This window comes from Devosia sp. Leaf420 (assembly GCF_001425445.1).
Taxonomy (GTDB): Bacteria; Pseudomonadota; Alphaproteobacteria; order Rhizobiales; family Devosiaceae; genus Devosia.
Genome location: NZ_LMQU01000001.1, coordinates 404,512 through 424,857, shown reverse-complemented (window position 1 = coordinate 424,857; position 20,346 = coordinate 404,512). Strand labels below are relative to the sequence as shown.

General features: G+C 61.2%; 17 protein-coding genes. 5 read left to right on the top strand and 12 right to left on the bottom strand.

Annotated elements, in window-relative coordinates:
• Window positions 1-34: 34 nt before the first annotated feature.
• From ASG47_RS02175 to ASG47_RS02150, 6 genes are all read right to left on the bottom strand, one after another.
• Window positions 35-1,357 carry an amidohydrolase family protein gene (locus ASG47_RS02175; RefSeq protein WP_061907081.1) on the bottom strand — a complete coding sequence of 441 codons (1,323 nt, stop codon included), beginning with the start codon at window positions 1,355-1,357 and terminating at the stop codon, window positions 35-37.
• Window positions 1,354-2,415, bottom strand: a complete 1,062-nt coding sequence (locus ASG47_RS02170) for an ABC transporter ATP-binding protein (protein ID WP_061907080.1) — start codon at window positions 2,413-2,415, stop codon at window positions 1,354-1,356. Before ASG47_RS02170 ends, ASG47_RS02175 begins: the two co-directional genes overlap by 4 nt.
• A 9-nt stretch (window positions 2,416-2,424) precedes the next feature.
• On the bottom strand, window positions 2,425-3,216 hold the full coding sequence (locus ASG47_RS02165) for an ABC transporter permease (RefSeq protein ID WP_061907079.1): 792 nt from the start codon (window positions 3,214-3,216) through the stop codon (window positions 2,425-2,427).
• A complete protein-coding gene (locus tag ASG47_RS02160; protein ID WP_061907078.1) occupies window positions 3,213-4,037 on the bottom strand; it encodes an ABC transporter permease in 825 nt (274 codons plus the stop codon). Before ASG47_RS02160 ends, ASG47_RS02165 begins: the two co-directional genes overlap by 4 nt.
• Window positions 4,038-4,189: 152 nt before the next feature.
• The gene (locus ASG47_RS02155) at window positions 4,190-5,224 is read right to left on the bottom strand and encodes an ABC transporter substrate-binding protein (protein WP_061907077.1); all 1,035 of its coding nucleotides are present in this window, start codon (window positions 5,222-5,224) and stop codon (window positions 4,190-4,192) included.
• A 117-nt stretch (window positions 5,225-5,341) separates the two neighbouring features.
• Entirely contained in the window at window positions 5,342-5,809 is a 468-nt protein-coding gene (locus ASG47_RS02150) for an Lrp/AsnC family transcriptional regulator (RefSeq protein ID WP_061907076.1), read from the bottom strand.
• A gap of 120 nt (window positions 5,810-5,929) precedes the next feature.
• Here ASG47_RS02150 and putA point away from each other — a divergent pair, with 120 nt between their 5' ends.
• Window positions 5,930-9,301: a bifunctional proline dehydrogenase/L-glutamate gamma-semialdehyde dehydrogenase PutA gene (gene putA / locus ASG47_RS02145; RefSeq protein ID WP_061907075.1), complete on the top strand. Its 3,372-nt coding sequence runs from the start codon at window positions 5,930-5,932 to the stop codon at window positions 9,299-9,301.
• A 95-nt stretch (window positions 9,302-9,396) separates the two neighbouring features.
• Here putA and ASG47_RS02140 read toward each other — a convergent pair whose 3' ends face one another.
• The 5 genes from ASG47_RS02140 to ASG47_RS02120 are packed head-to-tail and all read right to left on the bottom strand — an operon-like array spanning window position 9,397 to window position 13,448.
• On the bottom strand, window positions 9,397-9,888 hold the full coding sequence (locus ASG47_RS02140) for a GAF domain-containing protein (RefSeq protein WP_061907074.1): 492 nt from the start codon (window positions 9,886-9,888) through the stop codon (window positions 9,397-9,399).
• A gap of 23 nt (window positions 9,889-9,911) precedes the next feature.
• On the bottom strand, window positions 9,912-10,643 hold the full coding sequence (locus ASG47_RS02135) for an ABC transporter ATP-binding protein (protein WP_061907279.1): 732 nt from the start codon (window positions 10,641-10,643) through the stop codon (window positions 9,912-9,914).
• Window positions 10,640-11,476 carry an ABC transporter ATP-binding protein gene (locus ASG47_RS02130; RefSeq protein WP_061907073.1) on the bottom strand — a complete coding sequence of 279 codons (837 nt, stop codon included), beginning with the start codon at window positions 11,474-11,476 and terminating at the stop codon, window positions 10,640-10,642. Before ASG47_RS02130 ends, ASG47_RS02135 begins: the two co-directional genes overlap by 4 nt.
• The gene (locus tag ASG47_RS02125; RefSeq protein ID WP_061907072.1) at window positions 11,473-12,375 is read right to left on the bottom strand and encodes an ABC transporter permease; all 903 of its coding nucleotides are present in this window, start codon (window positions 12,373-12,375) and stop codon (window positions 11,473-11,475) included. Before ASG47_RS02125 ends, ASG47_RS02130 begins: the two co-directional genes overlap by 4 nt.
• On the bottom strand, window positions 12,375-13,448 hold the full coding sequence (locus tag ASG47_RS02120; RefSeq protein ID WP_061907071.1) for an ABC transporter permease: 1,074 nt from the start codon (window positions 13,446-13,448) through the stop codon (window positions 12,375-12,377). The genes ASG47_RS02125 and ASG47_RS02120 overlap by 1 nt, the downstream gene beginning before the upstream one ends.
• Before the next feature lie 129 nt (window positions 13,449-13,577).
• On the opposite strand from ASG47_RS02120, the gene ASG47_RS02115 reads away from it, so the two are divergent.
• The 3 genes from ASG47_RS02115 (at window position 13,578) to ASG47_RS02105 (ending at window position 17,064) form a co-directional block, all read left to right on the top strand.
• A complete protein-coding gene (locus ASG47_RS02115; RefSeq protein WP_061907070.1) occupies window positions 13,578-14,249 on the top strand; it encodes a helix-turn-helix domain-containing protein in 672 nt (223 codons plus the stop codon).
• Window positions 14,246-15,829 (top strand): ABC transporter substrate-binding protein, encoded by a 1,584-nt coding sequence (locus ASG47_RS02110; protein WP_061907069.1) that lies wholly within the window; start codon window positions 14,246-14,248, stop codon window positions 15,827-15,829. Before ASG47_RS02115 ends, ASG47_RS02110 begins: the two co-directional genes overlap by 4 nt.
• A gap of 134 nt (window positions 15,830-15,963) precedes the next feature.
• On the top strand, window positions 15,964-17,064 hold the full coding sequence (locus ASG47_RS02105) for a M24 family metallopeptidase (RefSeq protein ID WP_061907278.1): 1,101 nt from the start codon (window positions 15,964-15,966) through the stop codon (window positions 17,062-17,064).
• A 126-nt stretch (window positions 17,065-17,190) separates the two neighbouring features.
• Here the strand turns inward: ASG47_RS02105 and ASG47_RS02100 are convergent, their stop codons facing one another.
• On the bottom strand, window positions 17,191-17,664 hold the full coding sequence (locus ASG47_RS02100) for an SRPBCC family protein (RefSeq protein WP_061907068.1): 474 nt from the start codon (window positions 17,662-17,664) through the stop codon (window positions 17,191-17,193).
• A 139-nt stretch (window positions 17,665-17,803) separates the two neighbouring features.
• On the opposite strand from ASG47_RS02100, the gene ASG47_RS02095 reads away from it, so the two are divergent.
• Entirely contained in the window at window positions 17,804-20,224 is a 2,421-nt protein-coding gene (locus ASG47_RS02095; RefSeq protein WP_061907067.1) for a glycoside hydrolase family 2 protein, read from the top strand.
• The last annotated feature ends 122 nt before the right edge of the window (window positions 20,225-20,346 follow it).

The window sequence follows — 20,346 nt, the reverse complement described above, 5'->3', positions numbered from 1 at the left end:
TCGCACCATTTGACCACCGCACCGCGATTGAACGCTAGTTCAGGCGATCGATCCTTTCCATTTCGGCTTTGAATTGCCGCGCAATCTGATTTGCATCGGCAACGACCTTATTCTTATCCATAGTTTGGATCTGCCGGTCACGCATCAACCAACGGCCCGCGACCATCGTGTCGGTCACGTCCGATGGCATGGCCGCAAAGACCAGCGCCGAATAGGGATCGTACATCGGATGCAGACGCGGCGCCGCAAGGCTAATGCGGATCAGGTCCGCCTGCTTGCCGACTTCGAGGGATCCGGTCTTGAGGTTGAGGCTCAGCGCCCGCGCCCCGTCGATCGTTGCCATCCGAATGACTTCGACAGCCGGAAGCGGCTTGCGCGATCCGGCCAGGAGCTTGGCAAACATCGAGACCGGCGCAAACTGGCTGAAGAGATCGAGCGTATTGCCGCTCATCGCGCCATCGCTGCCGATCCCGGCAGGCAGGCCCGCATTGCGCATCATCTCGACTGGCGCGATCCCGCGTCCCGCCTTGCCATTCGAACGCGGATTGGTGACGACGCAGACCTGTTCGATCGACATCTGCAGGATATCCGCATCATCGAGTTGCAGACAGTGCGCGCAAATCAGGTTTGGCTTGAGAAGGCCAGATTCCGCGGTCACCGCAACACTAGACTTGCCATGATTGTCGAGCGCCCATTTCACCTCGAGCGTACTTTCGGCGAGGTGCATCTGCACCGGCACCTCGGGATGGGCCGCCGACCATTCGGCCACCCGCGCCATAGTCTTGAGCCCGGTCGAATAGGGCGCATGCGGCGCGATCGACGGCGTCACAAGTGGATGATCCTTGTACCGATCAACCAGTTCTTCGACGCGCGCAAAACCCTCATCGAAATTCTTATGATCCGGCGGATCGAAGTCCGCGAGCGTCTGCCCGACAATGGCGCGCAATCCCGCCTCGGCGCAAACATCGCCCACTTCGGTTTCGAAGTAATACATATCTGCGACCGTCGTCACGCCGCCTTGGATCATTTCCAGAGCCGACAGCGCCGATCCGGCGCGCACCATTTCCGGCGAAACGAATTTGCGCTCAAGCGGCAGGATGTAGCGATAGAGCCGGTCGTCAACATCCTCGCCCAAGCCGCGAAACACCGACATTGCCATATGGCAGTGCGCATTTACCATGCCCGGCATGACGATATCGCCGCCGCAATCGACGATCTCAGCGCCCGGAAAATCCCGTGGCGTTCCTGAGCCCAGCGCCTTGATCGTTGTTCCTTCGATCTCGACCCAGCCGTTCTCGTGAACGGTCAGGTCATCGTCCATGGTGACGACCAAGGCATTGGTCAGAAGGATAGTCATTCCATGGCCAGAATTGTGCACTGATCCGGCACCGGCACAAGTTTAGCCGCCGAGCCCGGTTCCAGCGGCCGCGACAGCGGACCATTTGCGACCAAGGTGCCAGCCGCCGTTTCGCTCTGATACTGATAGGCGCGGCCGAGATAAGTCCGCAGCCCCAGCGTCGTTGGAATGCCTTCGACGGCCATGTTGTCGGTGACTGAAAGCCCATCGGCACGGCAGGCGAGCACGAACGCATCGGGGATCTCGCCAAAATGCTCGAGCCCCAGCGTCAGTTTCACCCCACCCGCCGCTTCGGCTGTCACCTGCGCCCCATCGCGCGCCACGACCTTCATCGAGACAAGGTTTTCAAAGCCGACAAACCGCGCCACGAAAGCATTGGCCGGGCGCTGGTAGAGGTTTTCAGGCGTATCGAGCTGCATAATCTTGCCCGCATGCATGATCGCCACGCGGTCCGAGATCGAAAACGCCTCTTCCTGGTCGTGGGTCACATAGACCGACGTCGTGCCATTGGCGCGCTGCAGCTGGCGAATTTCGACGCGCATGTCGACGCGCAGCTTGGCGTCGAGGTTTGAAAGCGGCTCGTCGAACATCAGCAATTGCGGTTCGATGACGAGGGCACGCGCCAGCGCTACGCGCTGCTTCTGCCCACCGGACAATGCACCGGGCAGGCGCTCGGCGAGATGGGCAAGACCGACGCGCTCGAGCATGGCGTTGACCCGCTTGGTCTTGTCCGCACCGGAAACGCCGCGCTGCTTGAGGCCAAAGCCGACATTGTCGGCGACACTGAGATGCGGGAATAAGGCGTAGTTCTGGAACACGAGGCCGATATCGCGCTGATGCGCGGGAAGTCGCGTCAGGTCCTTGCCGCCAAGCGTAATCGTGCCCGAGGTCGGTTGCAGAAAGCCTGCAACAAGACGCAGCGTCGTCGTCTTGCCGCAACCGGAAGCACCGAGAAGCGAAACGAGCTCACCCTCGCCGATATCGAGCGATAGGTCCTCAAGCACCTTGGTCTGGCCGTAGTGGGCGGTGATATTGCGAATGGACAGTGGCTTGGTCACGGCAGACCTCTATTTGGCAAGGAAGGTGAGGCCCAGCGTGCGCTCGACAATGGCCATCACGGCCACGGTGAGCACCATGAGCATGACCGAAACCGAAGCGACGGTAGGATCGAAAAACTGCTCCATATGCGCAAGGAGCTGGATAGGCAGGGTGGAAATGCCCGGTCCGGTCAGGAAGATCGAGATCGACACATCGTTGACCGAAGTGATGAAGGCCAGAATGAACGCCGCGATGACCCCAGACCGCACATTGGGCAAGAGCACCGTGAAGAAAGTCTTCAGCGGCGGCGAACCTAGGCTGATCGCAGCTTCCTCGATGGAGAAATCGAACGAGGCCAGCGAGGCCGAAATCACCCGGATCACATAGGGCAGGATCAGGATCGTGTGCCCAATGATCAGCGATAGGTAGATCGGCGCATTGAACTGGAAGGCCAGGTTTTTGAGCAGCGAGAAGCCCAGAACCAGTTCGGGCACCAGCACCGGCAAAATGAACAGCGTCGACAGCCAGCGCGGCAGTTGGATGCGATAGCGGCTCATCGCATAGGATGCCGGAATGCCGATGATTAGAGCGACGAAGGTCGAAATCACTGCAACTTGCAGACTCGTCAGGATGGTGCGCCGAAACGCGTCGATTTCAAAGATATTCTGAAACCAGCGCAGGCTCAGGCCCTGCGGCGGGAAGGTGAGATAGGTCGTGTCGCTCAGCGCCGAGCCAACGACGATGACCAGCGGCCCCACAAGGAAAATGAAGACGAGGACGGTGAAGCCGATCAGGGCAGGGTGGAGTTTTGTCGGCATCATACAGTCATCGGGTTGAGGCGCCGCGCTGCGGCATTCATGGCGGCCACGATGGCGATGGTGATCACCACCATGATGGCGGCGATGGTCGAGGCGCTGACCCAATCAAAGGTCACCATGGCCTGCTGATACATCAGCGTGCCCATCATCATCACCTGCTCACCGCCCAGCAATTGCGGTGTGGCGTAAGAGGTAAAGCTACCGGTAAAGACAAGCACGGCGCCGACGATCAGGCCCGGCACGGCGAGCGGCAGGATGACCTGGGTGAATGTCGCCCAGGAATTGGCGCCAAGCGAAGCCGACGCCTGGATCAGGTCATCGGGAATGGCTTCGAGCACGCCAACGAGGGTAAGAACCATCAGCGGCACGAAGAGATAGACCATCGCGACGATCACGGAGCCCTGCGTGTAAAGCATCTGCAGCGGCTCGCTGATGATCCCGAGATTGATCAGCGACGAATTGAGAATGCCGTTCTTGCCCAAAATAATCAGCCAGGCGAACGAGCGCACGACCACACCGGTCAACAGCGGAAACACCGCCGCGACGATCAGGATGGATTTGAGCCAGCCTGGCGCGCGCGACACGACATAGGCGGTGATGAACCCGATCACCAGCGCGATGACGGTGACAATCAGCGACACATTGATTGTGCGCAGTAAAACAGTGCGGCGGAAACCACTGGCAAAGAATGCCTGATAGGTGGCGAGGGGACCGCCGGGCGTACCGAACGTCGTATAAATTGTCGCCGCTACCGGGGCGACCAGCCCGAGCAGCACGAGGAGAGTGGCGGGCGACGCGAGCGTCCAACCTGCTAAGCGTTTCATTGGCCTTGGCCTTTGCTGCGGTGGTCCCTCAACCACTGGCTCATTCCCAAAGAACGGGAATCTCTATTTGGGCGTGCATATGGGATTCCCGACGCGGCGGGAATGAAAGAGTGGGCGTCGGGGCGTTTTGCACACCCTGACACCCCAAAATCTTACATGCCGAAGATTTCGTTCCAGCGATCCACCCAGCCGCCCTTTGCAGCATTGAGCTTGGCGGAGTCGATGCTCTGGAGGCCGGCGATCACGTCCGCGCCATAGGTCCACAGCGAAGCCTGTTCTGGCGTCAGTTCGACCGACTTCACCACCGGCGCGTCAACGCCCTCCTCGGCCAGCTTCTGCTGGATTTCCGGGGAGAGGATGAAGTTGATGAACTGGTAGGCCAGTTCCGGCTCGGCAGCGCCCTTCGGAATATTGACGGTGTTGAGCGTCGCGATCGAGCCTTCCGAGAGATCGGCCCAGACGACGGACGGCACGGCAGCCTGGATCTGGCCGAGTGTGAAGTCCTGCGCCACGGCGGCGGTCACTTCGCCGGTCGAGAAGAGGTTGATCATCTCGGAGCCGGTGTTGTAGTTCTTCACCACGTTCGGCTTCAGTGCTTCAATGCCGGCAAAGGCGCCATCGGCATCGGCGAAGGCATCGACGCCCTGGTGCTCACCGGCCTTGACCACAACCATCGGACCGGCCGTGGTCGTGATGCCCGGCAGCGACAGCGACGAGGCGAGATCTTCGCGCCACAGGTCGTTCCATGAGGTGATCGGCGTCGTTACCTTGGCCGAGTCATAAACGATGCCAACGCGGCCGATCGTATAGGCCGGGCCATAGCCGCCCTGCGGATCCTTGGCGAGGTCGTAAAGACCATCGAGGTTCGTCAGCTTGCTGCGATCGAGCTGCTGGAACAGGCCGAGCTCGATGCCCTGCTGCGAAAAGCTGTCGGAGAAATAGGCGACGTCGACGCCGGCACCATTCCGGATCTGCAGCTTGTTGAGGCGCTCGCCGTTGTTGCCGGTTTCGAACTGGATTTCGCAGCCGCACTGCTCGCGGAAGGGCGCGAGAACGAATTCTTCGAGCTTTTCGCCATTAAAACCCCACCAGGAAATAGTGAGCGTCTTGCCCTGAGCGAGGGCTGGCGTAGCAAGGCTGGCTGAAGCGAGGCCCAGGAGCAGGGCGGCTTTGATCGTGCGTGACATGTCTTGTTCCTTGCCAGGCGGGGCTCCTGGCTTCTAGTGATTGCAATGCGAGCCTATTTTTGCGGCGCAGTCCGCACAAGTCCAATTTTTAGGCTAGGGTTCGCTTCGTACACAACTTTAGTCGGCATCGTCCTTCACGGCTTCCATGGACACGTGCGTGCTCGTATGGGCGACATGCGGCAGGGCGGAAATCTTCTCGCCCAATACCTCGCGATAAGCGGCGATATCCTTGGTGCGCACCTTGAGCAGGTAATCGAAGCTAGAGGCGATCATATGCGCCTGCTCAACCTCGGGCAGCGCACGCACAGCCTTGTTGAATGCAGCCAATGCGGCCTTTCGCGTGTCCGAAAGTTTGACTTCCACGAAGGCGACATGCGGCAGACCCAAGCGCTCAGGATCGATGACAGCCCGATACCCCAAAATATACCCTTCGGCTTCCAGGCGCTTGATGCGAGCTTGGCACGGCGTCTTCGACAGATTGACCCTTCGACTGAGCTCTGCAACGCTCAGGCGTCCATCGCGCGCCAGCTCATCGAGTATTCGGCGGTCAATCTGGTCCAAAGTTTCGAGACTAACCGTCTTCATGGTTCATTCGCCTGTCCAACGCTCACGAATTATCATGGCAGTCACGAGGCGGCCAGAAAAATAGGCGAAACGCCTTTCGCGGTTCTGGCATTTTGAGGCAACGCTTTTGAGTGCACCTCCATGACCGATACCACTGCCTTTCGCGATGCCATGCGCGCCCGCATCTATGCGGATGAAAACACCCTCGTCCCTCAACTGATTGAAGCCACCGGCCTCGACGATGCCACGCGCAAAACGATCTCAGCGCATGCCGAAAAGCTGGTGACATCGGTGCGCTCGGGCAACAAGCTCGGCCTCATGGAAAGTTTCCTCGCCGAATATGGCCTCGCGTCCGACGAAGGCGTGGCGCTGATGTCACTCGCCGAAGCACTGCTGCGCGTGCCCGACGCCGAAACCGTCGATGCGCTGATCCACGATAAGGTCGGCGGCTCCGATTGGGCCAGCCATTTCGGCGGCTCGTCCAGCACGTTGGTCAATTTCTCGTCCTGGGCCCTCAACCTCACCGCAGACGTGCTCGGTGATCCAGAAGTCGGCCCCAAGAACGCCCTCCATCGTGCCATCGCCCGTCTTGGCGAGCCGGTCATCCGCACCGCCGTCGGTCAGGCCATGCGCCTCCTCGGTAGTCAGTTCGTCTTCGGCCGCACCATCGATGAAGCCGTCACCAATGCGAAAAAGCCCGAAGCCCTCGGCTATCGCTACTCCTATGACATGCTCGGCGAAGCCGCTCGCACCTTGGAAGATGCCCAGCGCTATTTCAAGGCTTATGCCGATGCGATCGCGACGCTCGCCCCGCATTGCACCTCTCCCGCCGTGCGCGACAATCCCGGCATTTCGGTAAAACTCTCGGCCCTGCACCCGCGCTACGAATATGCCCAGCGCGAGCGCGTGCTGACCGAACTGGTTGATGCCACCCGCAAGCTGGCTCTCGCAGCCCGGCAAGCCAATATGGGCTTCAACATCGACGCCGAAGAAGCCGACCGGCTCGATCTCTCGCTCGAAATCATCGAAGCCGTGTTGGGAACGCCGGAACTCGCCGGTTGGGAAGGCTTTGGTGTCGTCGTCCAGGCCTATGGCAAGCGCGTGCTGCCGCTCATCGACTGGCTCGAAGCCACGGCCGAAAAACTCAACCGCACGATCATGGTGCGGCTCGTCAAGGGCGCCTATTGGGACGCCGAAATCAAGCGCGCCCAGGTGCTTGGCTTGCCGGGTTTCCCGGTCTACACCCGCAAGGCCATCACCGACGTCAGCTATATCGCTGCCGCGCGGAAGCTCTTTTCCAAGAAGCGCATCTACCCCCAGTTCGCCTCTCACAATGCCCACACGGCCGCTGCCGTGCTGCATCTCGCCGCTGAAGCCGGTCGCCTCAACGACACCTATGAGTTCCAGCGCCTCCACGGCATGGGCGAGCGCCTGCACGAAGTTCTGCGCAGCAATCATGGCACCACCACGCGCATCTACGCGCCGGTCGGTCCGCACAAGGACCTCTTGGCCTATCTCGTGCGCCGCCTGCTCGAAAATGGCGCCAATGGCTCTTTCGTCTACCAGATTGCCGACGAAGACATCCCTGCCGCCAAGGTCGCCGAAGACCCGATCACCAAGCTCCTGGCGCTCGATGGCTTTGCCAACCCGAACATCCCGCTGCCCGACGCCGTCTTCGGCGCGCGCCGCAATTCGGCCGGTCTCGACTTGACCGACCCAGTTGCCTTTGGCGCGGTAAAAGCCGCCCGCGAAACCTTCTGCAAGACCCAGTGGCTGGCAACGCCGCTGCCGGTCGCCGAGGCTTCGAACGAGACCACGCCGGTCATCAACCCGGCCGACCCCACCGACATCGTCGGTCAGGTTGTCTCGGCTTCGGCCAAGGGTGTCACCGCAGCCATCTCCGCCGCCGTCGCCAGCACGTGGTCGCAGACCGCCGTCGGCACCCGCGCCGAATTGCTGCGCAAGACGGCCGACCTCTACGAAGCCAACCGCGCCGAACTCTTTGCGCTGCTGGCCCGTGAAGCCGGCAAGTCGTGGGCGGATGCCATTGCCGAAGTCCGCGAGGCCGTCGACTTCCTGCGCTATTACGCAGCCGAAGCCGAGACCAAGCCGCTGGCCGCGGCCTGCGGTCCCTTCGTCGCCATCTCGCCGTGGAATTTTCCGCTCGCCATCTTCTCCGGCCAGATCGCCGCGGCGCTCGTCGCCGGCAATCCGGTCGTGGCAAAGCCGGCGCCGCAGACCCCGCTCATTGCCTTCCGCGCCGTGCAGCTGATGCACGAAGCCGGTATCCCGACCGACGCCATCCAGCTTATGCCGGGCGGCCCCGATGTTGGCACGGCGTTGACTTCGGATGCGCGTATTGCCGGCGTTGCCTTCACCGGCTCGCTGCCAACTGCCCATCGCATCGATCGCGCCATGGCCGAACATGTCGACGCCAAGGCGCCGTTGATCGCCGAAACCGGCGGCCTCAACGCCATGATCGTCGACTCGACAGCACTGCCCGAACAGGCCGTACGCGACATTCTCGCCTCGGCCTTCCAGTCTGCCGGTCAGCGCTGCTCGGCGCTGCGCGTGCTCTATGTGCAGGAAGATGCGGCCGAGCGGACCATTGAAATGCTCAAGGGTGCGATGGACGAACTGACCCTCGGCAATCCCTGGGATCTCGCCACCGACATCGGCCCGATCATCGACGAGCCGGCGCGCAAGAAAATCCAGTCCTATGTGGATGTTAACGCGAAGAAGGTGATTCATGCGATGAAGGCGCCCGCCGCTGGCACCTTCGTTGCGCCCACCGTCGTAAAGGTCGGTGGCATCGGGGAAATTCCGGAAGAAATCTTCGGGCCGGTCCTCCACGTCGCAACCTTCAAGGCCGACGAACTCGATAGCGTCATCGACGCAATCAACGCCTCCGGCTATGGTCTCACCTTCGGCATGCACACCCGCATTTCGAGCCGCGTGAAGAAGGTTTCGGCCGCTGTTCACGCCGGCAATATCTACGTCAACCGCAACCAGATCGGTGCCGTCGTCGGCTCCCAGCCCTTTGGCGGCGAAGGTCTCTCAGGCACCGGCCCCAAGGCCGGCGGCCCGCACTATCTTCCGCGTTTTACGAAGGGTCATTCCGGTCCGCAGGCTGCCGCCGAAACGCTGCCGGGCCCGACGGGCGAAAGCAATGTGCTGCACGTCTCGCCGCGCGGTACCCTGTTGTGCCTTGGCCCGACCGAAGCCGATATCTCGGCCCAGAAGGTCATGGCCGGCCAGGCCGGCTGCGTGCCGCTGGTCGCTGCCTTGGATAACTTTCAACTGGCCCACGCGACCACCTTCGATGCCGTCGCCTGGTTTGGCGATGACGCGACGCTGAGCAGGATCCGTCGGACGCTCGCCGGCCGCGATGGGGCGATCCTGCCGTTGCTGACCTCAACCGAAGACGTCGCCCGTCTGCAACATGAGCGGCATGTGTGTATCGACACCACGGCAGCCGGCGGCAACGCCACCCTGATCGCCACGGCGAGCTAAGGGTTTTCCCTGGGATGGTACCGTTGCACCACCGAAAACAAAGAGGCCCGCGGTCATCACCGCGGGCCTTTCGATTCTCTGGCTGAACTTCAGCTTCAGCGCGCAGCAACCGCCGCTGCCAACTTCGCCGGGATCGACAGCACAGCCTTGATCTCCGCCACACGCTCCGGCGTATAAAAATCTGTCTCGTGCAGCATGTTGACCGTGCCGACCAGTTCGCCGCCAAGGATGACGGGCATGTTCACCACCGATTGGCAGCCGAGCGAATTGATCAGCTCATAGTCCGGAAACACCTTGGCGATGTCTTCGATGGTGTTGGCGACGAAGTAAGCGTGCTGCTTGTGCACGATGTCGAACCAGGCATCGTAGTGGATCGGCTTGGTGCCCGAAGTCGGGTAGCTGACGGCATCGCTCGTATAGGCGCGGCGAGCTAGTTCGTTTTCCATGTCGACGGTCATATAGGTGAAAAGCTTCACGCCCACGGTCGCTTCGGTCAGCGTCTGCAGCGCGGCAAACGCCGCCTCGACACCCTTGGCCTCGGCAATAGCTGCATCAAATGCGGCGAGGGCGGCGGAATGGTCAGTCATTTCAATAGTCCTTGGTCTAAAAATCAGGCGGCCGTCGCGGCGAGCAATTCGCGCGAATAGGGCTCCTTGAGGTCGCCCTGCTTGAGCTGGGCGACGTCGGCAATCTCGACGATCCGGCCATGCCGCATCACGGCGAGGCGGTCGCAGAGGAAGCTCACGACGGGCAGGTTGTGCGTCACCATCAGGAAGGTGAGGTTCTGTTCCCGGCGCAGGCGCTTGAGGAGATTGAGAATCTCAGCCTGCACCGAAACGTCGAGCGCCGAAGTCGGCTCGTCGAGCAGCAGCACTTTTGGTTCAAGCATCAGCGCCCGGGCAATGGCCACGCGTTGGCGCTGGCCGCCGGAAAGCTGGTGCGGGAAACGGAAGCGGAAACGCTGGTCGAGGCCAACCTGCTTGAGCACGGCTTCCACCCGCTCGCCGCGATTGCCAATGCCGTGAATGGCGAGCGGCTCTGCGAGAGCGGAGTCGATGGTTTTTCGTGGATGCAGCGACCCATAGGGGTCCTGGAACACCATCTGCACCTGGCGCGACACATTGCGGTCAACGCCATGGGTGCGAGGCTTGCCCAGCACCGAGATCTCGCCGGTCCATTCCGGGGCGAGCCCGGCAATGGCGCGGAGGATCGTCGACTTGCCCGAGCCGCTTTCGCCCACGAAGGCAAAACTTTCGCCTTCCGGCACTTCGAGGTTCACCCCATGCACGACCTTGGTGTCGCCATAGGAAATGTCGAGGTTCTTGAGGGTAAGTGCGCTCATGTGCCCGCCCATTGTGTCCGGTCGAGCACCGGCAATTCGTCGCGTGTTTCGTCAATCACTGGCATGGCCGCCAGCAGGCCTCGCGTATAAGGGTGCTGCGCCTGGTCCAACTGCCCCGCCGCGCATTCCTCAACCACCTGGCCCGAATTCATCACCAGAATCCGGTCGCAATAGCGGCTCACCAGCGCCAGATCGTGGCTGATCAGGATCAGCCCCATGCCCTTGCGGGTCACGAGATCGTCGATGATGTCGAGCACCTGCGCCTGCACCGAAACGTCGAGCGCCGAAGTCGGCTCGTCGGCGATGAGCAGTTCCGGCTCAGGGATCAACATCATGGCGATCATGATGCGCTGGCCCATGCCGCCTGAAACTTCATGCGGATAGAGTTTTGCCACGCGCTCGGGATCGTTGATGCGCACGGCAACAAGCATGTCGAGAATGCGCTGCTGCACTTCCTTGCGCCCGAGTTTCTGGTGCGTCACCAGCGCCTCGGCGATCTGCTCGCCCACGGTCATCACCGGATTGAGCGAGAACTTTGGGTCTTGCATGACCATCGAAATGCGGGCGCCGCGAATGGCGCGCATCTGCTTTTCGTTCTGGTCGAGGATATCGATCCCCTCAAAACGCAGCTTGTCGGCAGTCACTTCACCCGGCTTGCGGATGAGTTTGAGGATCGAACGACCCGTCATCGACTTGCCCGAACCGCTCTCGCCCACAATACCCAGCCGCTCGCGGCCGAGGGTGAAGGAAAGCCCCTTCACCACTTCGACGCGGCCCGAATGGGTCGGAAACGAAACCCGGAGATTTTCGACTTCTAGCAAGGGAGCACTCATGACTTGCCCTCGCTCTTTGGGTCGAGCACATCCCTCAACCCATCGCCAAGAAAACAAAAACCGAGCGAGACGATGATGATGGCAAAGCCGGGCATGGTCGCGACCCACCACTGATCGAGAATGAAGGTACGGCCACGCGAAATCATCGCACCCCATTCGGGCAGCGGCGGTTGTGCGCCAAGGCCGATAAAACCAAGGCCTGCTGCGGTCAGGATGACCCCAGCCATGTCGAGCGTCACGCGCACGATCATCGAAGAGGTACAGAGCGGCAGGATGTGCTGCACGATCACGCGGATCGGCCCGCCACCGGCCAGTTGCACGGCCGAGATATATTCGGCATTGCGAATAGTCAGCGTTTCAGCGCGCGCGATACGCGCATAGGCCGGCCACGAGGTGATGGCGATGGCGATGATGGCATTGTTGATGCCCGGCCCGAGCGCCGCGACGAAAGCTAGCGCCAGGATCAGCTTGGGCAGGGACAGGAATATGTCGGTAAAGCCCATCAGGATCTTGTCGACCCAGCCACCGAAATAGCCGGAGATGGCACCGATGAGGAGGCCCAGGGGCGCCGAGATCAGCGCCACCATCAGCACGATGGTCAGCGTGATCTGCGAACCCCAGACCACGCGCGAGAAAATGTCGCGGCCCAGTTCATCCGTGCCCATCCAGTTGACGCCGGACGGCGGCAGGAGGCGCTGGCTGAGGTTCTGGCCCGTGGGCGAAAACGGCGCGATCCAAGGCGCGAACAGGGCGGTCAGCAGGAGGACCAAAATAATGACCCCGCCGAGCACCGAAAGTGGATTGCGGAGGAGGGCGGTGAACACCCGATAGGCGCGGCCGGCATTGGCCTGCCAGCGCGAAGTGGGGGAGTCGGCGAGAAGCCAGGCGCGGGTGGTCATTAGCGAGCCCTCGGATCGAGGACGCGATAGAGCACGTCCGAAACTTTGTTGATGACGATGAAGACGGCGCCGATAACCAGCGTCGAGCCGAGCACGGCATTCATGTCGGCATTGAGCAGGGCTGTCGTCAGATAATTGCCGATGCCGGGCCAGGAAAAGACCGTCTCGATCATCACCGAGCCTTCCAAAAGGCCGGCATAGGAGAGGCCGATCACCGTGATCAACGGCACGCGAATGGGATTGAAAGCGTGGCGCCAGATGACAATCCGTTCCGGCACGCCCTTCACCCGAGCCGTGGTGACGAATTCCTGGCTCAACTGATCGAGCATGAAACTGCGCGTCATGCGGGCGATATAGGCGAGGCTGAAAAAGCCCAGCACGGAGGCCGGCAGGATGATGTGCCAGAGCGCGTTCATGAATATCTCGAACTCGCCCTGGATGAGGCTGTCGATCAGGATCATGCCGGTGATTGGCGTGACCAGCCCATCGAAGAAAATGTCGAGACGGCCCGGTCCGCCGACCCAGCGTAGGCGAGCATAGAAGAGGGCAAGGCCTACGAGCCCGAGCCAGAAGGCGGGCACCGAATAGCCGAGAAGACCCACGACACGAATGGCCTGATCGAGCCAGGAGCCCTGACGCGAGGCGGCAGTGACACCGAGTGGCACGCCGAGAGCAACACCGATCAGAATGCCGAGCGTCGCCATTTCAAAGGTGGCTGGAAAGAACCGGCTTAGATCGTCCGCAACTGCCCGGCCCGTCGAAACTGACCGCCCGAGATCACCCGAAAAGACGTTCACCACATAGGTGAAAAACTGCTCGTAAAGCGGCCGATCCAGCCCCATGGCGATCTTGGCGGCATCATACTGCGCCTGTGTCGCCCGATCGCCCACCACTGCGAGCACCGGATCGATCGGGATCACCCGGCCGATGAAAAAGGTGATGGCGAGCAGCCCCAAAAAGGTGAGGAAAAGCGTAACGATGAAGCCGCCGATGGCCAGCGCGCGTCGCTTTGTACGCTTGCTGGCAAAATTTCGAGGCGTAGGCGAGGGTAACGCCGACTGGTCAGTTGCCATGCGAAATCCTCTCGCAATAACAAGGTTTTATCGCCGCAGGTTGACTCTCCTGCAGATTGCAAAACCTTCACATTTCACTTCCACCATACAAGAAACTTTGCTTATATCAAAAAAATTTTGGTGGGACGCATGGCGCAAAACGCTTTGGCAAAAGAGGATGAGGGGCACCCCAAAGTGGGCGCGCTCATTCGTGCCCGTCGCCGCCAGCAGCAAATGACGCTGATGGATCTTGGCGCCGCCGCCGAAGTTTCGGTCGGCTATCTCAGCCAGGTGGAGCGCGACCATGCCACGCCCTCGCTCGGCACGCTCGCCCAGATTTCGAGGGCGCTCGGTGTTTCCATCGACTACTTTGTCGCAACTCCGGCGCCGCACAATGCGCTGACGCGGGCAGGGGAGCGCAATCGCTTTTCGATCGATGGCTCTTCCATCGTCTATGAGCGCCTTGGCGCCGAATTTCCCGGCAATCAGCTTTCAAGCTTCGTCATGAGCGTGCCGCCCGGCTACCGATCCGAAACCGTCGCGCATGAAGGGGAAGAAATCCTCTACGTGCTCGAAGGCGCGATCACCCAGCGCCTCGATGGGGAGGAAATGGTGATGAACGCCGGCGATAGCCTTCATTTCCGTGGCAACCGGCCCCATTCCTGGTCCAACCACACCGATCAGCCGGCCAAGCTTTTATGGACCGGCACGCTCGCCCTTTTCCGCTCTACCGCGCGTCCCGCGCGCCAGGCAGCGAAACCCAAAACCGGCGCGAACAAGCCGGTCCGCAAAAAAGTCATTCCAAAGGAGAAACGCACATGAAGATTTTCCGCGCCGCCCTGTTGGCGACTGCGCTCAGCCTGCCGCTGGCAGCGGGCGCCGTCTATGCCGCCACCCCCGCCGATGCTCTCGTCATCGCCCAGAACATCGACGATATCGTCGCGCTCGACCCCGCCCAAGCCTATGAATTCTCGGCCGGCGAGATCAACACCAATGTCTACGATCGCCTCGTTCAGTACGAAGCCGAAGACACCTCTACCCTCGTCGGCGGCATTGCCGAAAGCTGGGAAGCTGACGACGCTAACAAGTCGATCACCTTCACCATCCGCGACGCCAAGTTTGCCTCGGGCAATCCGGTTCGCGCCGAAGACGTGCTCTATTCCTTCAAGCGCGTCGTCACGCTCAACCTGACGCCTGCTTTCATCCTGACCCAGCTTGGCTGGACTGTCGACAATATCGACGACATGGTCACCGTCGACGGCAACACCGTCACCGTGAAGTGGGACGGCGATTTCGCCTCCGCCTTCGTGCTCAACGTCCTTGCTGCCCGCCCGGCCTCGATCGTCGACGAAGCTCTGGTCTCCCAGCATGTCGAAGGCGAAGACTGGGGCAATGCCTGGCTCAACACCAACTCGGCTGGTTCTGGTCCGTTCGTGATGACCGACTACCGCCCGGCTGAACTCGTGCGTCTCACGGCCAACGAGAACTACTTCCGTGGCGTCCCCGCCATGAAGCAGATCCTCATCCGTCACGTCGCCGAAGCTGCCACCCAGCAGCTTCTGCTGACCTCGGGCGACGTCGATATCGCCAAGAACCTGACCCCGGACCAGATCTCGGGTCTCGGCGAGAACGTCAAGGTCGAGACCTATCCGCAGGCCGCCGTCCACTTCCTGTCGTTCAACCAGAAGACCGACTCGCTGACCAATCCGGCCATCTGGGAAGCCGCGCGTTACCTCGTCGACTATGACGGGATGACCGAGACTTTCCTCAAGGGCCAGATGGAAAAGCACCAGGCTTTCTGGCCCAAGGGTTTCCCGGGTTCCTATGACGAGACCCCGTTCACCTATGATGTCGAAAAGGCCAAGCAGATCCTGGCTGACGCTGGTGTCGAAACTCCGATCAACGTCACCCTCGACGTGATCAATTCGACCCCGTTCACCGACATTGCCCAGTCGCTGCAGGCTGGTTTCTCGGAGGCTGGCATCAACTTCGAAATCCTGCCCGGCACCGGCGCTCAGGTGATCACGAAGTATCGTGAGCGTACCCACCAGGCCATGCTGCTCTATTGGGGCCCGGACTTCATGGACCCCCATTCGAACGCCAAGGCTTTCGCCTATAATTCGAACAATGCGGACGACAACTACACTGCAACCACGACCTGGCGTAACGCCTGGGCCGTGCCCCAGGAAATGAACGACGAGGTCAATGCTGCTCTCGCCGAGCCCGATCAGGCCAAGCGCAACGAGCTCTATGTCGATCTGCAGAAGAAGGTTCAGGCCGAAAGCCCGATCGTCATCATGTTCCAGGCCGCCCTCACGATTGCCATGGCGAACAATGTGGAAGGCTATGTCAACGGCGCGACCTCGGACTTCGTCTACTATCGCCTCGTGACCAAGAACTAATCCGAACGGCGTCGCGGAGCCCAAACTCCGCGACCATCCTTGGCGGCGACAAGTCCCTCGTGCCGCCGCCTGCGGAGCCGGGCATCCTCCTCCCGCTCGGCTCCGCCCATCTTTTCCAACTTCGCGAGCCCGTCATGAATCCCACGCTCACCACCCGCATGGCCAATCTCCGCCGCCGCATGGCCGAGACCTCGACCGATCTCGTTGCCATCGGCCCCTCGAGCCACATGCGTTGGCTTGCTGATCTCTCGCCCCATGGCGATGAGCGTCCGGTCATGCTGCTCGTGAGCCAGACCTATGCCGGCTTCCTGATGCCAGCGCTGAACGTCGATAGCTCCCGCCAGTACACCGATCTGCCCTTCTTCCCTTGGGCCGATGCCGATGGCCCAAGCGCCGCACTCGAACAACTGATCGACGCCACGGGCATTTCCCGCGAAAACCCGTCGATCGTTCTCGACGAAACCATGCGCACCGATTTTTCGCTGCTGCTGCTCGATGCCCTACCGGACTCAGAGCGCCGCTTCACCCAGGATACGGTCGGCTATCTCCGTTCGCGCAAGGACGAGGACGAATATAAGCGCCTCAAGGCCGCGCATCTCCTCAACGATCGCGCCGTCGCTGCCGCCTTTGCCGCCCTAAAGCCCGGCATGACCGAACTCGACGTCGCCGCCTTCATCGGCGACTTCTACAAGGCCAATGGCGCTACAACCGAATTCTGCTCTGTCTGCTTCGGCCCCAACGGCGCGTTCCCGCACCATCACACCGGCGCGACCCAACTTAAATCCGGCGATGCCGTGCTGATCGATACCGGCTGCCGTCTCGATGGCTACCCCTCGGACATGACCCGCATGGGCTATTTCCAATCGGCGCCGGAAGGCTACGGTCAGATCCACTCGATCATAGACCGCGCCGTCGAAGCTGCCATCGCAGCCGCCGTTCCCGGCGCCAAAGCCAGCGAAGTCGATAAGGCGGCCCGCGACGTCATCACCAATGCCGGCTACGGCCCCAATTTCCTCCACCGCACCGGCCACGGCCTCGGCATCGACGTGCATGAAGCGCCCTACATCACCGGCACCAGCGAAACCGTGCTCGACGAAGGCATGGTCTTTTCCATCGAACCCGGCATCTATCTACAAGGCCAGTTCGGCCTGCGGCTCGAAGAGATCGTCATCATTCGTGACGGGAAGGCGGAGATTTTCTCGGAAATGCCGCGCACAGCGGTGGCGGCTGGGTAAAACCCTCACCCGTCTCGCGCTATGCGCGATCCACCCTCTCCCCAAGTGGGAGAGGAATGGTGCGCACCAGTTGTTCTTCTCCCTCTCGGGGAGAAGGTGGCCCGCAGGGCCGGATAAGGGGGCTTCTCAAAGCCCCTTAGCGACTTCCTCAAGCTGCGCGGCAACCATGCCCCAGCCCTCGTGGAATCCCATCTTCTCGTGGGCCTCCTTGTCTTCCTTATTCCAGTGCCGCGCGACTGCCGTATACCGCGTCTTGCCACCTTCGTTCTCGAAGGTCAGCGTGCAAGTAAAGAACGGCTTGGCCGAAGGCTTCCAGTCCCCGACATAGGCGTCAGTGAAAACCAGCTTCTTGTTCGGCACGATTTCGAAATACTGGCCGGGATTGGGAAACTCGTTGCCCGCCTCATCGGCCATCACCACAACATTGCCGCCGCCGACGCGGAGGTCGACGGTCGCGCGAGGGGTCGACCAGGGCTTTGGGGCAAACCACTGTGTCATCAGCGCTGGCTCCGTCCAGCAGCGATAGACAGCTTCCGGCGGCGCGTCGATCAGGCGGGTCAGAAGCAGGTCGCGGTCGGCATCGATAGTGTCATTGCTCATTTGAATGCCCTCTATTGGGTTGGATCTGCCCTGGCGACGAAAGGGCCACAGGCGCTTCGACATTTCCAACTGAAAATTTCGTCCGGACCACCAAACTTCTGTTGTATGGAAGCGCCGTCGAGTGGGTGAGGAGTAGGACATGGCACGAAACGAACAGGTGCTAGACAGCGGCTGGACCCTATCCTGCCTTGGCGGTCTAGGTGCCAGACCGGGCCTCCCGAGCACGATCCCCGCGACCGTGCCGGGCACGGTCCACACCGATCTGCTCGCCGCTCGCCTCATTCCTGATCCCTATCTCGATCTCAACGAAATCGCCGTCGACTGGGTCGGCAAATGCGACTGGCGCTACGAGACGACATTCAATTGGACAGATGACGGCTCCGAAATCGTCGACCTCGTCTTCGCAGGCCTCGACACCTTCGCGACCGTCGTGCTCAACGGCGTCACACTCGGCGAAACCGCCAACATGAACCGGACCTACCGTTTCGCTGTTCGCGATCATCTGCGTGCCGGCGAAAACCACCTCGCGGTTACCTTCGAATCCGCCTGGAAGCGCGGCGAAGCGCTCGATAAGATTTATGAGCCGCGGCCGAACAACTATCCCGGCCCAGCGAACCTGATGCGAAAGATGGCCTGCAATTTCGGTTGGGACTGGGGCCCGACTCTGGTTACGACCGGTCTTTGGCAGGGCGTTACGCTACAGTCCTGGTCAACAGCGCGTCTCGGCGCGATCCGTCCGGAAATCACCCTCAAAGGCGCCGACGGCCACGTTGGCATCGACGCCGAGATCGAAGGCGAAACTTCCGACCTGATGCTGCGCGTCTCAGTCGCTGGCGAAACGGTTACGTTGCCGGCCGGCTTTGCGGAACTGACCGTTCTCAGCCCTCAACTTTGGTGGCCCACCGGTCTCGGCAATCAACCGCTCTATGACCTGGCGATTGAGCTGCTCGCTGGTGATACCGTCTTGGACACCTGGCAGCGAAAGATCGGTTTCCGCTCCCTCCGCCTCGACACTACGCCTGATGCCGAAGGCGCTCCATTCACCTTCGTCATCAACGATGTGCCCGTCTATATCTGCGGCGCTAACTGGATCCCCGACGATTGCTTCTTGCCGCGCGTCACGCCTGAGCGCTACGCCGCCCGGATCGCCCAGGCGAAGGCTGCCAACATCAACATGCTCCGTGTCTGGGGTGGCGGCATCTATGAAACTGACGCCTTCTACGAGGAATGCGACCGTCAGGGCATGCTTGTCTGGCAAGACTTTCTGTTCGCCTGCGCCGCCTATCCGGAAGAAGGCGATCTCCCCGCCGAAGTCGAAGCCGAAGCGCGCGACAACATAGTCCGCCTCATGCCGCATCCCTCGCTGGTGCTTTGGAACGGCAACAATGAGAATATCTGGGGCTGGTTCGATTGGGGCTGGCAGGAAGCGCTTGATGGCCGAACGTGGGGCCTCGGCTACTATCTCGACCTCTTGCCGCGCCTCGTCGCCGAACTCGACCCGACGCGACCCTATTGGGCTGGCAGCCCCTATTCGGGCTCGATGGACATCCACCCCAATGATCCCGCCCACGGCTGCACCCACCTTTGGGATGTCTGGAACGAGATCGGCTACGAGCATTACGCCGACTCTGTCCCGCGCTTTTGCTCCGAATTTGGCTGGCAAGCGCCGCCGACATGGGCAACGCTGACCCAATCGGTCCACGACAATCCGCTGACTCCGACCTCGCCCGGCGTTTGGCATCACCAAAAGGCGACCATCGGCAACGACAAGCTTTTGCGTGGTCTCAAGGGCCACTTGCCCGATCCGCAAAATATGGACGATTGGCACTTCGCCACGCAGCTCAATCAGGCTCGCGCCATCACGTTCGGCATCGAACACATGCGCAGCCATCGCGGCCGCAATATGGGCGCCATCGTCTGGCAATTGAACGATTGCTGGCCAGTCAACTCCTGGGCCGCGATTGACGGCTATGGGCGCCTGAAACCACTCTGGTATGCGCTCCGCGCGGTCTATCATCCGCACCTGCTGACCATCCAAACACGCGGCGAGGGCTTCAGCGTCATTGCCGTCAACGAACGCACGCTCTTCTGGCGCGGTCCCGTTACCATCAAGCGCCTCCGCTTCGACGGTACGGTCCTCGCCGAATGGACCCACTGGCGCCTATGCGCAGATCGTCTCTCGGCCGCCGAACTCCCAATCCCCGCCGACGTTGCGACGCCCAGCGACAAATCCAACGAACTGCTCGTCGCCACAATGCACGACAGCACGGCCTTCTACTATTTTGCCGAGGACATCGACCTCGCGCTGCCCGAACCGAAGTTCAGCCTAACGGTCGAACGCGTGGACGAAAGCTGGAAAGTGACAGTGGCGGCCGAGAGCTTCGTCAAGGACATCTGCCTCTTTGTGGATCGCCTTCATCCGGACGCAGAAATCGACGATATGCTGGTCACACTACTGCCGGGGCAGGGGCATGTCTTTATGGTTCGATCGCTCATAGAGCTGGACGCAAAGACGCTGTCGAGCGCGCCCGTCTTCCGGTGTGCCAATCAATTGAGGTAGCCCTCAGCAGTCCTCATGGTGAGGTGCGCAGCGTAGCGAAGCCTCGAACCACGAGGGCGTGGCACTTAAATATCGGTGCACGCCCTCGTCCTTCGAGGCTCGCCTGTGGCGAGCACCTCAAG

Coding starts and splice junctions, on each gene's coding strand:
- ASG47_RS02110 (WP_061907069.1), top strand. CDS start 14,246: ATGAAGATTTTCCGCGCCGCCCTGTTGGCGACTGCGCTCAGCCTGCCG.
- ASG47_RS02175 (WP_061907081.1), bottom strand. CDS start 1,357: ATGACTATCCTTCTGACCAATGCCTTGGTCGTCACCATGGACGATGAC.
- ASG47_RS02165 (WP_061907079.1), bottom strand. CDS start 3,216: ATGATGCCGACAAAACTCCACCCTGCCCTGATCGGCTTCACCGTCCTC.
- ASG47_RS02155 (WP_061907077.1), bottom strand. CDS start 5,224: ATGTCACGCACGATCAAAGCCGCCCTGCTCCTGGGCCTCGCTTCAGCC.
- ASG47_RS02135 (WP_061907279.1), bottom strand. CDS start 10,643: ATGAGCGCACTTACCCTCAAGAACCTCGACATTTCCTATGGCGACACC.
- putA (WP_061907075.1), top strand. CDS start 5,930: ATGACCGATACCACTGCCTTTCGCGATGCCATGCGCGCCCGCATCTAT.
- ASG47_RS02125 (WP_061907072.1), bottom strand. CDS start 12,375: ATGACCACCCGCGCCTGGCTTCTCGCCGACTCCCCCACTTCGCGCTGG.
- ASG47_RS02115 (WP_061907070.1), top strand. CDS start 13,578: ATGGCGCAAAACGCTTTGGCAAAAGAGGATGAGGGGCACCCCAAAGTG.
- ASG47_RS02095 (WP_061907067.1), top strand. CDS start 17,804: ATGGCACGAAACGAACAGGTGCTAGACAGCGGCTGGACCCTATCCTGC.
- ASG47_RS02160 (WP_061907078.1), bottom strand. CDS start 4,037: ATGAAACGCTTAGCAGGTTGGACGCTCGCGTCGCCCGCCACTCTCCTC.
- ASG47_RS02130 (WP_061907073.1), bottom strand. CDS start 11,476: ATGAGTGCTCCCTTGCTAGAAGTCGAAAATCTCCGGGTTTCGTTTCCG.
- ASG47_RS02120 (WP_061907071.1), bottom strand. CDS start 13,448: ATGGCAACTGACCAGTCGGCGTTACCCTCGCCTACGCCTCGAAATTTT.
- ASG47_RS02100 (WP_061907068.1), bottom strand. CDS start 17,664: ATGAGCAATGACACTATCGATGCCGACCGCGACCTGCTTCTGACCCGC.
- ASG47_RS02105 (WP_061907278.1), top strand. CDS start 15,964: ATGAATCCCACGCTCACCACCCGCATGGCCAATCTCCGCCGCCGCATG.
- ASG47_RS02140 (WP_061907074.1), bottom strand. CDS start 9,888: ATGACTGACCATTCCGCCGCCCTCGCCGCATTTGATGCAGCTATTGCC.
- ASG47_RS02150 (WP_061907076.1), bottom strand. CDS start 5,809: ATGAAGACGGTTAGTCTCGAAACTTTGGACCAGATTGACCGCCGAATA.